Below are 13,615 nucleotides of genomic sequence, written 5' to 3'. Positions count from 1 at the left end.
GATAAAAGATGAGCAATTCAAATCAGGCGGAGATGAATGATGTGCAGGGATTAATACTCAAAGGGTATAATTTCCCGCATATCAGGTACATTATTCTAAGCATAAGAGACGTTAAAGGAGCAAAAAAATTCTGTGCCGGTCTTGCTTCACAAAATAGTACCACAGGTTTGCATATTACCACTGCTGAACCTTGGGAAAATATGATTAAACCTGATTATTGTCTGAATATCGGGTTTACGTATTGGGGTTTGGAAAAACTCATAGGGACAGTCAATTGCAACGAAATAAATGATGATTCAAGTGCCGAAGTCTTTGCTTCGTTTAAAAAAGGAGCTATAGCTGACGCAACCGAAATGGGAGACACAGACGAAAGTGCTCCGGCTAACTGGTGGAAAAACGGAGGCTGGATACCAAAGCAAAAACCGAAACCGGACGGCAGTGATCTTCATATTCAATTAACGCTTTTTACTTTAACGCCCAAAAACAGAGAAAAATATTATGCCGATTTGTTGCAAATGATTCCCAAAGCAGCATCGGGAGGAGCATCAGTAATTCCGGTCTACTATCAGGATTCAGATCCTATAACGGTCGATGGTAATTCAGATTATGTCCATTTTGGTTATCGGGACAGTTTATCTCAGCCGCGCATTGATGATATTGTATGGAACAAACCCAAACTAAAAAAATTAATGGGAATAAGCAGTATCGACGACAGACCAAAAGTTCCGCTGGATCGTTTTGTAATAAGTTCGGATGCCGATGATTATAATGCACATCCCCTTTTGGTAAACGGTTCCTTTGCGGCATTTAGATTATTGTATCAGGATGAAGCGAAGTTCAACAAATTCATCCATTCAGACCCTAAAACGTCACCCGAATTAATGGCCGCCAAAATGTGCGGACGCTGGCGCGATGGTACGCCTCTTGTGGTCTCTCCTGACAAAGAAGATAAAACACTGGGAGAACCAAGTTCTAAAAATTTCAATTTTACGAACTTCAATTATTTAACACCAAGTCCCAACCAACATGGCGATCAAAGCAGTGACGAAGACGGGTTAAAGTGTCCTTATGCAGCACATATACGAAGAGCAAACCCGCGGGACGATTTTAATGTGACCGGAAACAGTAACAATGCAGAAACCCATAGAATTGTAAGACGCGCTTCGCCTTATGGTCCCGTATACGATCCTAATGAAAAAGCCGGCATACAAAGAGGACTCGTTGGACTGTTTATCGGAGCTGTTCTCGATTTTCAATTTCGCTTCGTTACTAAACTCTGGTTAGAAATGGGTGGTTTCAGAAACCCCGACGATTCTCCAAATTACAGCGGTGTTGATCCTCTATTTGGTCCGCAGGTTTCAGATACCAATCCCTATGATTCCATTTTTGCTTTCAATAAAAATGGTACCTATAACGAAGTTCCTGGTCTGACCCGTTTCATTCGTACTGATGGAAGTTTGTATTTGTTTTTACCGGGAATTACTGGTTTAAAATATATTGCAGAAGGAAAAATTCCGCCCTCATCATAGATTCAGAATTCTTTTTGATCTTGCTTAGAAATTAGGAGTTTACCCTTTTTATGAAATAGATAAAGCGCTGCAAATTTGTATAGCGCTTTTTCTATTAATACGCAGGTTATTTTTCAATAGTTTTAGCTATAAAATCATTTAGATAAAGTGTATATTTGAATTTATAAATATTTTATTGTTAATATTGATTACAATGAGAAAAATATTAAATCTCAAGATTTAGTAATTTATCCTCTTAAAAGGGAAGATGAATTAGTAACAATATACTTAATGAAACATATACTGTTCAATATTTAAGTGCAAATTAAATTTATTCATGAGGTAATTACTGAAAATACAAGAATTCATTTTTATAAATATATAAAACAGCACTTATGAAAAGTGAGGAAATCATAATCCTTTTTCAACAATTTGAAGAAGTTGCATCAAACATAGAAGGAGTTGAATGTTGGAGTGCGAGAGAATTGCAAAAATTATTAGGTTACAGTAAATGGGAGAACTTTGAAAAAGTTATCAGAAAAGCAAAAGACGCTTGTACAAATGCAGGAGAAGAAATAAATGATCACTTTCCTGAAGTCAGGAAGGTGATAGAAGCTGGAAAAGGTGCTCAGCATTTAATAGAAGATATAGCGCTTACCCGTTACGCCTGCTATTTAATTGCTCAAAACGGAGATAGTCGTAAAGAAAAAATTGCATTTGCTCAAAATTATTTTGCTGTTCAAACTCGAAGAGCAGAGATAATTGAACAACGTTTGCTAGAATTTGAAAGAATTAAAGCAAGAGAAAAACTTACTCAAACTGAAAAACAGCTTTCAGGAATATTATTTGAGCGTGGTGTAGATAATAAAGGTTTTGGATTAATTCGTTCTAAAGGTGATCAAGCATTATTTCGTTTATCGACACTACTGCTTAAGAAAAAAATGGGAATTCCTGACAATAGACCAGTTGCTGATTTTTTACCTACAATTAGTATAAAAGCCAAAGATCTAGCGGCAGAAATGACAGGTTTGAATGTACAGAGTAAAGATTTAAAAGGCCAAAACAAAATAGAAAGCGAGCATATTGAAAATAACAAAGCCGTAAGAAATATGCTTACCCAGAGAGGGATTATTCCCGAAAATCTTCCTACGGCTGAAGATGTAAAAAAAATACAACGTAAATTGGACAGCGACGACAAAAAGATCTTAAAGGAGACTAAAAAAAAGAATAAATAATTTAAAATTATTATAAAATCTTAAAAAAGCGCTGCAAAATCTGTAGCGCTTCTTTGAGTTTCTATTTTTTTACAAAAAGAATTACTTCCCTTTCAATAATTTTTCTAAATATTCAACCTTCTCTTTTTCAGCCTGCACCAAACGCTCGTAAAGTTCTACAACTTTGTCCAGTGGATTGAAATTACAATTATGGTTTACTGTTGGTCCGCTATGGATTGTAGATCCTTCATAGTTATTTTGGATATTGTTTAGTACCACTTCATCACTATAATTTTTAATGGCTTCCGCTGATACACCCAATACCTCAGCAATTTTCGCCAATTTCTCCTCATCAACCGTTTCGCTTCCTTCGATATTAGAAACCGATTGCTGGCTTACACCAATAGCGATGGCCAATGCTTCTTGTTTCATTCCTCTAAGCTCTCTTATTCGGCTAATGTTTCTGCCGATATGTTTTGGTTTTGTTGCTGTGCTCATAATTCAAAGATATTTAAAATTGTTGAGAATTTATGGCGATTGTGAAACACAAGCTTTGCTTAGTGGTTTACAATCTTACTTTTTTCGATACCACGCTATCTATCGCTTAATTGCGCCCACCAAACAAAAGTACGTTTTTTCGTATAATTACTAACCATAAACTAAACGCCATGCCAAAAGAAAATCAAAGCCCTAAAGATCAAAATAACGTAATAACTGCTGTAGCTCAATTTCTATCGACACTCTGGATGGAAGGAGAATTTAGAGACCAACCCGCTTATTTAACCGAGATTTTCGAAGAGATTCTTAAAACCGAAATTGGAGACGATCTTGATCTGCGAACCAAAATGATCAGCTGTATCAAAACCAGTAAAATGCTGGCAAAAGCCTTAGATCCTTTTACTGATCAGGAAATCGAAAAAGCCAGTATCGAAATGTTGAATACAAATTAACACTAAAAAAAGGAACGCGGATTACGCAGATTCGCTTTGCGAAGACGCTAATAAAAACGGATTTCTCAGAAGTTAACCAATAATAAAAAAATCCGTGCTGATCCGTGTTTTCGTGAAACGAATCCGTACAATCCGTGGGCTATTTTTTAACCGCAAAGACCGCAAAGGTTTACGCAAGGAACGCGGATTACGCAGATTCGCTTTGCGAAGACGCTGATAAAAACGGATTTCTCAGAAGTTAACCAATAATAAAAAAATCTGCGCTGATCCGTGTTTTCGTGAAACGAATCCGTACAATCCGTGGGCTATTTTTTAACCGCAAAGGTTTACGCAAGGAACGCAGAAACACTTTATCGGTAACCAATATCAAAATGCTGTGTCCAAATTAGCATTACAAAAAGGAACGCGGATTACGCAGATTCGCTTTGCGACAACGCTCATAAAAACGGATTTCTCAGAAGTTAACCAATAATAAAAAATCCGTGCTGATCCGTGTGCTATTTTAACCGCAAAGAGCGCAAAGGTTTACGCAAGGAACGCTAATAATTAAACTAAAACTTATACCTTAAAAACCTCACAGCTTCCGTGATGCGAAACAGGGAAATTGCAGGAATTGGCTATAAAACACAATTGGTTAGCTTTGGTATGAAGTGCATTGGCCAGTTCAATCTGATCGGCGTTTGCAATTTTTACTTTTGGGTTGAGATGAACGGCGACAAAGCGTCCGCTTCCATCAGGAGAAACTTCAAGGGTTGCTTCTGCATGATCTGAATATTCCAGAACTTCTATTCCGTTTTGAGAACATACATACAGATAGGACATCATGTGGCAGGAAACGAGACTGCTCAGCAATAAATCTTCGGGATTATACAATTCAGGATCTCCTTTAAAAGCTTTGGCAGCCGAAACATTTAAAATCGGTTTTCCTTCGATGGTAATCTGATGACTTTTGCTGTAAAATCTTTTTACAGCATCTTCTCCTTTTGGTTTAAAAGTCCATTTTACAGCTGCCTTGAATAAATGTTTCATCACGATTGTATTTTTGTTCTTGCGAAGTTAAGATTTTATATGGTTTGCGAATTAGTCTTGTCTCTATGTGACGTTTTTTACAAACTCATCCCAAACAAAAAATGGCCGGAATTTCTTCCGGCCATACTTACTCAATTAGAAACTTGAGTTTACTATTATTTTGTCGGATGCGGCGCTATTAAATTAACCGTAACAGAACCTCCGCCATCTAAAGTAGTTCCTTTTTTGAAAGCTCCTGTAGCAGGATCAACTTCGTAAATTGAGGCTACAGCATCAACAGGACTAATTGCGGTGTAATACTTTCCTTTGTATACCAATGGTGAACGCACCATTGAAACCGGGCTTAAAGGTGTATTAATCAACGAAACTGTTTTGTTTTTCAAATCAATTCTAACCAACTGCCCTACGTTTTTTAAACGGTCTCTTACTGAAGTCATTAACTCTTCGTATTGAACGGTACCAATTGCAATTCCGTTACCCACATAATTGATTCCCATCAAACAGGCTTGTTTTCCTAATGGTGTTGTTACATCAATAAAATAATCTTTATCAAAATCTGCTGCGCCTTTTTTAATACGTACCACTCCAGATTTTCCGCCTACACCTGTCCAGAATTTACCGGCACTCGCTACAAAGTAATGGTTTCCTTCTTCGTCTTTGTCTAATGAATGTAAGTAGTCATAACCCACTCCACCTTCAGTTGCAGTACTTTTGATTACTTTCAAGTTATTCATTGCAGGATAATCATAAACTAAAGCTCTTACGCCATCAACTGTATAGGATTTTGATTCGTTGTCGTAAAAATAACCTCCCAGAATAAGCTTTCCGTTGTCTACAAATGCTCTTCCAACAGAAAACTGAACTCCTTTTTTAGCAGCGTCGTATGGTACGGCCAATGTTCCTTTTGCTTCGATCGTGAAATCACTTAGTTTGATTCTGGCCCAGCCCACAGTACCATTATTGATATCCAGTCCTCCCAAAACCAACATGGTATTATCGTCTACAATATTCAGCGATTGAAAGTAATTCGGAACCACTCCGTCTGTAAGTATAGCCCCTTTTTCTTTTAAGCTTCCGTCTTTACCCATTTCGTATTGAATGAATTTTTTCTGCGGAAGGTTCATCAAATAAACATACTGTTTGTGCCAGATATAACGAGATCCGTTAGCCTCAATACCTTTCCCTTTAAAAGTTAAAGATCCTTCTGATAATGAAGGTACCGATGCGATATATTGCAAATCCTGAGTCCAGCTGGCAATTGTAAAATGCTGTGCACTTTCGGCTTCTACTTCATCTGACTTTGAACTGCAAGAGCTTACAACTGCCGCAAACATAGTAACAGCAGAAACCATAAATGTTGTTTTCTTTAAGAACGATTTCATTTTCATTGATTTTAAATTTAATTGGTTATTGTAAAAAATATCTTAGTTTCAAACTGAAAAACCTTCCCGGCTTTTGCAGTAAGTAATTGTCATAAACTTGCTTGTCTAAAATATTACGGCAGGCAAAATTGGCACTGTAACGTCCGTTTCCAAAAGTGTAACCAAGTCCAGCATCCTGAACGAACTGAGTTGGAATGTACATTTTCTCGCGTGCTTCTCCCAGACTTGGCCAACCTAAGTAATACTGATGAACATAATGTGTGCTAACAAAAAATGAAATTTTCGGTTTCATTTGAAACATCTCATCCAGGAATAATCTCGCCTCTGCATTTGCCATTACGTAAGGCGTATTTCGTAATCGGTCTCTATAAACATGATTTGGAGCACCGTTTCCTTCAAAACGCTGCATGTTCCTGATATCCTGATAGGTAAAATTAAATGATGTTTCAAGCCATTGCTTTCGGGCATAATTGGCTTCAACCTCAACCCCAAGCGTACGTATTTTTCCTAAATTTTCATAGCGGGCGGTTCCCATCAAATCTCCCTCTGTTAACCAGATCAGATTTTTGGTGTCTCTGAAAAAAACATTAAGACCGAAATTTACATTCTGAACGGTATTACGTATTGTTTTCTGAAGGGATGCATTCACATTGAAACTTCGTTCAGGCTGTAAATCCGGTGCATTTACAATTGTATTACCATTGCCCAAAAGCTCTACGGCTTCAGGTAACCGGGCAGTATTTTCAGCAGAAAATTTTATGGTATAGTCTTTTGGTAATAACCATTTAGAGGTGTATCCAAAAGCCCATGCATTGTCTTTTGTATTCTGATAAAAAGTTTCCTTAGAACTCCCGCCATTGTAATCAAATACAACGGCATTGGCTTCATAAGCAAAATACTTTGTAAAGAAAATATTCTTCCAACGGTCCTCAAATGAAGAAATCTCATACGATAAACCTGCGATATGTTTGTTCAGATCCTGAGGTTGTCGGAGCGGAATTGTCCAATCAGCTTCGGCAATAACATCACTGCCTTTTCTTCTGGTACCGGTAAACACATAATTTAAGTTAACCTCCTGATTCTCTTTTAGGTGATATACAAAATTAATTCTGGCCAACTGCGTGCGATCCTGAAAAGAATAAATGGACTTACCTGATCTGATTCCTCCCAATTCTCCATCTACCGTTCCGATAGGTTTTCCTGTCCAGTTGTATTTATAAGAGCTGGTATCAGTAGTTGTACCTCTTAACTTGTTTATAGAAGCATACAGATCTACATCTAAGTTTGAAAATAAAAAGCCTATCTTAGAATAGCGCAGAGAAGGCATAACAAACTTCTCATTATAGCGTACGTCTCCATACACATAAGCCATTGTTCTTCCGGTCTGTATTCCTCTGTCCTGATCTGCTAAAGTAAAACCTAACAGCAAGGCATCTGCCCATTTGACATTGGTAAACCCAATATCAGTTCTAATGGTGTACGATTTGTAATCGTCATTAAATCTTCTGAATCTTGGATAACCGGGAATAGGTCTTCCATTTTCTCCCGCAACTTCTACCGTTGGCCCCCAAACCGGATAATTATTGTCGGAAGAATTAAAGAAAGAATTCGTTTGCAAAGTAAAACCGGATTCGTTTCTCCATTTTCCGGAAACTGCTGTACGATAGGTATTAAATGACCCTATGGTTTGCGACACATCGATATAATTTTTAAGACGGCTGCGTGTTACCAGGTTTACAGAACCTCCAAGTGCATCGGCACCAAAGGACACCGGAGTAACTCCTTTATAGATTTCGATTCTTTCGAGTGTATTGATGGAAAAATTGTTGATGCTGAAGGATGATCCGAAGTTTTCCATCGGAATCCCATCTACAAAAAACTTTACGGCTTTACCGGATAATCCATTAATCGAATAATTGGTTTCAGAGCCCATTCCACCAGATTCCTGTACGCGAATACCGGATACTCCATCCATTAACCGATTCAAATCGACATCACGTTCTGCCAGTTTTTTTGTACTGATAACAGAAACGGCAAACGGCTGTTCTTTGATTTTGGTTTCAATCGTTTTGCCAAACAAATCAACAGAATTTAACACAACCGAATTCGATTTTAACGCTATAACAATTTCTTCTTTCTGATTCTGTCCGACAACAACAGCCATTTCCCGGATTTGATAACCCGTCATCGATACCACTAACTGATATTTTCCTGATGTAATATTTTGAAAAACAAATTTCCCGGAGCTATTACTTTTCACCACCACAGCAGTATTTTGCAATTGAATTTCGGCACCGGCAACAGGCAGATCGCTATCGTCTACTATATAACCTGTAAAACTGACATTCCCATTATTCTGAGCATAAACGGCAGTACATATGATCATTAAAATAACCGTTAAAAAAAATCTTTTAAATTGCATCACTGATAATTTGTTCCCTAAACCAATAACTTCTCTATTTCAGTTATATCGGTTTTCTTATATTCTTCTTATTTGTATTTTAACCCGTTGAATGAAATTGTTTTAACACATAGAAACATAGTCTTTGTAAACTTTAAAGAAGGCGTTTCACTAGTTAAAGTACATATAGTAAACTGTGTGAAAGAAAGACTTTTCTTCTTTACCTGCCTTTTTTGAGTAGTAATACCTATGCTTCTATGTGTTAAAACTAAATTTTGTTCCATTTACCCAAGGGGTTATATTTTCTTATAACTTAAAACGTTCCGACAGCCTCGAGCTAAATACTCTTGGTAAACCTTCGGCGATTTCATCTCTGGTTGCTGTTATTACCTCATAGTCTGCATCTGTCATGGCGAGATACGTTTGTCCTTTTTGCAGTTTTACTTTGTCCTGATACGCAACTGTACAACCTGAAGTTCCGGTGCCAATATTAAATTCCTGCACTTTTGCCGAATCGCTAATAACCGAAACGGCTCCGCAAAACTTAACATCGCTTGCCTCACCCAAAAAATCCATTGAAATGTTGCACTGGCTGCCAGGCTCAACCAAAAATGATAAACTGCCAATGTTTATTTTCTTGATCTCCTGACCGTTTAAATTGTTCACCAAAATCTGCGAAGCAAATGTTGATGAATTGTAGTAATGTAAACTGACAATCCCAAATAACACACAGGCCGCAGTTGTTAGGGCAGCATAAAGAAATCTGTTCTGAGATTTTGGTTTTACATGAATCGTTCTGGAAGCAATATTGCACCAGATCTCTTCTTTTAATCCGTCTCGTTGTGGAGAGCTAATAATTTCACGTTCTAAATCTATAAAACTTAACCATTGCTCCACTGTTACCCTTTCGGCAGCATTGCATTCCTTTCGCGCATATTTTTCTAATAAATCGGATGTAATAAACACAGTTCTGGTTTTGTTATATAATGATGTAGTTGCACAAGTCCTCGCTAACCCTACATAGGGGAGTAAAAAAAATGACCAAACTGCGAAAAACTTTTAAATGTTCACGAATGTGCCGAAGTGCTCTTGTAATATTTCCTTCAACGGCTTTCTCTGTAATAACAAGAGAAGCGGCAATAGAACGGTTGTCCATCCCGTCTTCCCTGCTCATTAAATATACCTGCCGGCATCGTTCCGGAAGTGTGCTGATGGCCAACTGTAGTTCACGAAGCAGATCTTTATGCAAAATATGCTCTTCTGTATTGTTGGAAACTTTATTCATTTCGGCAAAATGAGTACTTTCGTGTTTCTTTTTAGTGACTTGTTTTCGATGATATTCTACTATTTTGAGTTTTGCAGCACCATATAGATATGCTCTGATAAAAGTTTCGATTTGTAGCTGTTCCCGTCTTTCCCAGATACTGATGAAAATTTGCTGTACAATTTCCTTTGCAGCTTCTTCGTCGCCGGTATGATGTCTGCAAAAACAAAACAATTCATTCCAATACAAATCATAAATCTCCGGGAAATTTTTGGCGTTAATGTTTAGATATTGCTTTTCCATAGAAATAAAAATATGACGCAAAACTATCTTATTTAGACTAAATAAGATTAATAATAATTGAAATTTGTGCTGTATTTTTAAATCTGCTTGTGTAATATTCTGGTAATTTGCCTTTTAAAAAAGCAAAAAAAAACATGATATGGTCTCTATTTTACTGGGCTTAAACCAATATTGGTCTTAGAGCTATAAGAAAATACCGCGATGTTTTTCTTGGTTATAAATTGCATTTCCTCTCACCGAGTCCTATCAGAATCGTCTTTCTTTTCAGGAATGCTTATTCATTTCGTCAATGTATCGCTAGTTCAAAAATTGATCAATTGACAACACCAACTCGTTTCGCTTCAGAATCGATTTTGCGACAAAAAATTGTCTTGAGAACACTTAATTCAAGTAAGAATTATCCTCTTATTTTATTGCGTAAAAGTGACGCTTTGATATGTAAAATGATATTTTATTTAAAAAAACTTGTGAAAAAGGTTAAAAAATGACCGCTTTAATAATGATTTTAGCATTAAAAAACCATTACTTTTGTAACAGAAGTCTCAATCAAAGCAGTTAATGTAACTTTTACAAACGGTTACATTTATTAAGTGTTTACACAACGTTTAAAAAATTGAGAAACGAAATTAACAGGATTATATATTTACCACTAAAAATTTGAATATGCTTAACAGTTATAGCTCTGCAGATAAAGTTTTATTAGCAGTAGATTGTATTATTTTTGGGTTTGATCGCGAAGGTTTGAAAATTCTCTTAATCAAAAGAGGGTTCGAGCCTGAAAAAGGAAAATGGTCTTTGATGGGAGGCTTATTAAAGCAAGACGAAGTACTCGACAATGCTGCGATAAGAGTTTTAAAAATGTATACGGGATTAAACGATGTGTATATGGAACAACTTTATGCCTACAGCGAAATTGATCGTGACCCTTTAGAAAGAACCATTTCGGTTTCGTACTATGCTTTGATTAATATTGAAGATCACAATGCCGAGCTTATTGAAAATTATCATGCACAATGGTTTAGTGTGGCCGATGCTCCGAGTTTAATTTTTGATCATAACGAAATGGTGCAGCAAGCCATCAGAATATTACGTTATAAAACTTCGATCAAGCCAATTGGTTTTGAATTACTTCCTGAGAAGTTCACCATGCGCCAATTATTGGAGTTGTACGAAGCTATTTTGAGCAAAGAACTGGACAAAAGAAACTTTATCACTAAGATTAATACCATGGGAATCCTGAACAAACTGGACGAAAAAGACATGCAGTCTTCCCGAAAAGGATCGTATCTCTACACTTTCAATAAAGAAAAATACGAGGAAAAACTACGCAACAATTTTGTTTTAAACTTGTAACGTAATTCGTCTGTAGTTTCTTAAATCCGGAAGCGCAGACGGAATAATTATAACGAGTTTCGAATCAAAAGAGACGATTTATTTTCTATCTGCTGCTTGCGTCCGTGAAGTACCATATCGGCTAAAATTTCTCCCATCATTTCAAAATCGGTTGAAATGGTGGCAATGCCGTTAGCCACAATCTTTTTTAAAGGAGTTTCGTTATAAGAAATAATTCCGAAATCCGTTCCGAGTTTAAGGCTTTGCGATTGGGCATTTTCAATAACGCGAACCAGGTCACGATCGTTTGGTATAATGTACAAATCACCTGCATTGATTTCTCCGTTTGTAAATTCTGTGATGATATCAAACTTAAAATCGTACTTTGTACAAAAAGCAATAAAACCGGTTTTCATTCCCAATGGTTCTCTAAATCCCGGAAAAATCAAAATAAGCTTTTTATACTTATCCATTCGTGCTTTCCCTTTAACTAAACCTTCAAAAATATCTTTTTCGTGATTTTGATAAACTGCCGGATACAATTTCAAATCCGGATTGGTCTGATCCAATATGATAACCTCCCCTACTGGTAGGTTTTTTATCGCCTCTGCCACATCGGTTAAATTGGTAGGCATAATAATGTACTTGGTGTAATTTCCGTTACTGTCGGTAATCAGTTTTTGAAATACCTGAACATTAAAGTGATGAAAAAAAATATCAACCTGGACGTTCTTCCCAATATTCTGTATAAACGAATTATAGATGTCTTCTTTGAAACTGTTTAACTCATCAAAAAGTAAAAAAATCTTTTGCTTGATATTGATTTCAACGCTTTTAACATAATACCCTTTGCCCGGAATGGCATAAATAATACCTCTTTTTTTAAGCTCGTCATATCCCAACAATACCGTATCACGTGACAGCGAAAATGCCAGGCAAACTTTATTGACAGACGGAAGCCGATCGCCTTTTACCAGTTTTTCTTCCTCAATTGCTTTCTCTACAGAGAGAATAATCTGCCTGTATTTTGGCAAACCAATATTACTTTGGATAGAAATTATATTCATACAAAATAGATTTTGACGCAATATACAAAAAACTGGTAGGTACTGGTATGTAAAAACAGATATTGTTTCTATTTTTGGTTTTCATTTTTGGCAAAAAAAATATGAATATAAAACAAATATCACACCTTCCGAACACATCTGCCATGGAATCATTTGGTTTATTGCCCGATCACGAAGAAATTCTTTCTTGTGAATTGTGCAACAAAAACGGAATGAAAGCAAAAATTATCAATTATGGTGCAACACTGACCTCTTTGTTAATTCCGGTTGCAACAGGTGAGGTTGTTGATGTTGTTTTAGGTTTCGATACTTTAGAATCTTATCTGGCTTCTTATCATTTACCAAGCGCTCCTTACTTTGGCGCTACCGTTGGGCGTTATGCCGGACGAATCGACAAAGGTGTTTTTGCCTTAAACGATCAGACATTTCAATTGAATACCAACAACAATGGTAATGCTTTACATGGCGGGAACATTGGCTTTGGGCAAAAAACATGGAACATTACCCATATTACTTCGGGCGATAATCCTTCGATAACTTTAAGTCTTTTGAGCGAGAATTTAGAGGAGAATTATCCGGGAGCTTTACAGGTTGATTTGACGTATACTGTAACGGAAGAAAACGAATTAAAACTGGAATATAAAGCGACCTCAACTGAAGATACGGTCGTGAATCTTACGCATCACACTTATTTTAATCTTGACGGACATCATCGGGATTTGTTAAACCAAACCCTCTTTATTGATTCTGACAAAATGTTGGAAACAGATACTGAGAATATTCCAACCGGGAATTTCATTGCTCTCTCTGATCATGATTTTGATTTCAGAACGGCTAAAAAATGTCCGGAAGCTATTGACAATTCGTTTGTAATTGAGTCCGGAAAAGCGGTTTCCGCCACTTTATCCAGTGTCGGAAACAATTTGCAGATGAAGGTTATTACAGATCAGCCCAGCGTACATATATATGTAGGCGGAAATTGTTTTGGATCTATAAAAGGAAAAGAAAACACTAATTATCATACATTTAGCGGAATATGTTTTGAAGCACAAAATTTTCCGGATGCTCCTAATCATAAACATTTTCCGAATTCGGTTTTACGAAAAGGGGAAACCTATCATCAAAAAACCCTTTACCGATTTGAAAACATAACCTAATGTTTGCT

Annotated in this window: 12 protein-coding genes; 5 read left to right on the top strand and 7 right to left on the bottom strand. The window is 36.7% G+C overall.

What is annotated here, in order from left to right:
• Positions 1-8: 8 nt before the first annotated feature.
• Positions 9-1,529 (top strand): Dyp-type peroxidase, encoded by a 1,521-nt coding sequence (locus tag LNQ34_RS08865; protein WP_229999328.1) that lies wholly within the window; start codon positions 9-11, stop codon positions 1,527-1,529.
• 374 nt (positions 1,530-1,903) lie between these two features.
• Positions 1,904-2,743 (top strand): DNA damage-inducible protein D, encoded by an 840-nt coding sequence (gene dinD / locus LNQ34_RS08860; RefSeq protein WP_202701023.1) that lies wholly within the window; start codon positions 1,904-1,906, stop codon positions 2,741-2,743.
• 81 nt (positions 2,744-2,824) lie between these two features.
• Here the strand turns inward: dinD and LNQ34_RS08855 are convergent, their stop codons facing one another.
• The gene (locus LNQ34_RS08855) at positions 2,825-3,220 is read right to left on the bottom strand and encodes a helix-turn-helix domain-containing protein (RefSeq protein ID WP_229999326.1); all 396 of its coding nucleotides are present in this window, start codon (positions 3,218-3,220) and stop codon (positions 2,825-2,827) included.
• A 170-nt stretch (positions 3,221-3,390) separates the two neighbouring features.
• Here LNQ34_RS08855 and LNQ34_RS08850 point away from each other — a divergent pair, with 170 nt between their 5' ends.
• Entirely contained in the window at positions 3,391-3,672 is a 282-nt protein-coding gene (locus tag LNQ34_RS08850) for a hypothetical protein (protein WP_202701019.1), read from the top strand.
• Positions 3,673-4,230: 558 nt separating this feature from the next.
• Here LNQ34_RS08850 and LNQ34_RS08845 read toward each other — a convergent pair.
• The 5 genes from LNQ34_RS08845 to LNQ34_RS08825 all read right to left on the bottom strand — a co-directional run bounded on the left by LNQ34_RS08845 (position 4,231) and on the right by LNQ34_RS08825 (position 10,051).
• Positions 4,231-4,701: an OsmC family protein gene (locus LNQ34_RS08845; RefSeq protein ID WP_229999324.1), complete on the bottom strand. Its 471-nt coding sequence runs from the start codon at positions 4,699-4,701 to the stop codon at positions 4,231-4,233.
• Positions 4,702-4,856: 155 nt separating this feature from the next.
• The gene (locus LNQ34_RS08840) at positions 4,857-6,083 is read right to left on the bottom strand and encodes a DUF4374 domain-containing protein (RefSeq protein WP_229999323.1); all 1,227 of its coding nucleotides are present in this window, start codon (positions 6,081-6,083) and stop codon (positions 4,857-4,859) included.
• A gap of 25 nt (positions 6,084-6,108) precedes the next feature.
• Positions 6,109-8,469: a TonB-dependent receptor gene (locus LNQ34_RS08835; protein WP_229999320.1), complete on the bottom strand. Its 2,361-nt coding sequence runs from the start codon at positions 8,467-8,469 to the stop codon at positions 6,109-6,111.
• 321 nt (positions 8,470-8,790) lie between these two features.
• Entirely contained in the window at positions 8,791-9,450 is a 660-nt protein-coding gene (locus tag LNQ34_RS08830) for a hypothetical protein (RefSeq protein ID WP_229999318.1), read from the bottom strand.
• Positions 9,451-9,463: 13 nt separating this feature from the next.
• Positions 9,464-10,051, bottom strand: a complete 588-nt coding sequence (locus LNQ34_RS08825; protein ID WP_229999316.1) for an RNA polymerase sigma-70 factor — start codon at positions 10,049-10,051, stop codon at positions 9,464-9,466.
• Between the two features lie 663 nt (positions 10,052-10,714).
• Between LNQ34_RS08825 and LNQ34_RS08820 the strand changes: the two genes are divergently transcribed.
• Positions 10,715-11,404, top strand: coding sequence for an NUDIX hydrolase (locus LNQ34_RS08820; RefSeq protein ID WP_017496929.1), 690 nt, complete (start codon positions 10,715-10,717; stop codon positions 11,402-11,404).
• A 47-nt stretch (positions 11,405-11,451) separates the two neighbouring features.
• On the opposite strand, the gene LNQ34_RS08815 is transcribed toward LNQ34_RS08820, so the two are convergent.
• Complete coding sequence (locus tag LNQ34_RS08815) at positions 11,452-12,450, bottom strand: GntR family transcriptional regulator (RefSeq protein ID WP_229999314.1); 999 nt, start codon at positions 12,448-12,450, stop codon at positions 11,452-11,454.
• A 101-nt stretch (positions 12,451-12,551) separates the two neighbouring features.
• Here LNQ34_RS08815 and LNQ34_RS08810 point away from each other — a divergent pair, with 101 nt between their 5' ends.
• The gene (locus tag LNQ34_RS08810; protein ID WP_229999304.1) at positions 12,552-13,607 is read left to right on the top strand and encodes an aldose epimerase family protein; all 1,056 of its coding nucleotides are present in this window, start codon (positions 12,552-12,554) and stop codon (positions 13,605-13,607) included.
• The last annotated feature ends 8 nt before the right edge of the window (positions 13,608-13,615 follow it).

This window comes from Flavobacterium lipolyticum (assembly GCF_020905335.1).
GTDB classification, from domain to species: Bacteria; Bacteroidota; Bacteroidia; order Flavobacteriales; family Flavobacteriaceae; genus Flavobacterium; species Flavobacterium lipolyticum.
Note: the sequence above shows the minus strand (reverse complement) of the source record. Positions and strands in the feature narration are given on the sequence as shown.

Coding starts and splice junctions, on each gene's coding strand:
- LNQ34_RS08850 (WP_202701019.1), top strand. CDS start 3,391: ATGCCAAAAGAAAATCAAAGCCCTAAAGATCAAAATAACGTAATAACT.
- LNQ34_RS08820 (WP_017496929.1), top strand. CDS start 10,715: ATGCTTAACAGTTATAGCTCTGCAGATAAAGTTTTATTAGCAGTAGAT.
- LNQ34_RS08825 (WP_229999316.1), bottom strand. CDS start 10,051: ATGGAAAAGCAATATCTAAACATTAACGCCAAAAATTTCCCGGAGATT.
- LNQ34_RS08835 (WP_229999320.1), bottom strand. CDS start 8,469: ATGATCATATGTACTGCCGTTTATGCTCAGAATAATGGGAATGTCAGT.
- LNQ34_RS08865 (WP_229999328.1), top strand. CDS start 9: ATGAGCAATTCAAATCAGGCGGAGATGAATGATGTGCAGGGATTAATA.
- LNQ34_RS08810 (WP_229999304.1), top strand. CDS start 12,552: ATGAATATAAAACAAATATCACACCTTCCGAACACATCTGCCATGGAA.
- LNQ34_RS08840 (WP_229999323.1), bottom strand. CDS start 6,083: ATGAAATCGTTCTTAAAGAAAACAACATTTATGGTTTCTGCTGTTACT.
- LNQ34_RS08845 (WP_229999324.1), bottom strand. CDS start 4,701: ATGAAACATTTATTCAAGGCAGCTGTAAAATGGACTTTTAAACCAAAA.
- LNQ34_RS08815 (WP_229999314.1), bottom strand. CDS start 12,450: ATGAATATAATTTCTATCCAAAGTAATATTGGTTTGCCAAAATACAGG.
- dinD (WP_202701023.1), top strand. CDS start 1,904: ATGAAAAGTGAGGAAATCATAATCCTTTTTCAACAATTTGAAGAAGTT.
- LNQ34_RS08855 (WP_229999326.1), bottom strand. CDS start 3,220: ATGAGCACAGCAACAAAACCAAAACATATCGGCAGAAACATTAGCCGA.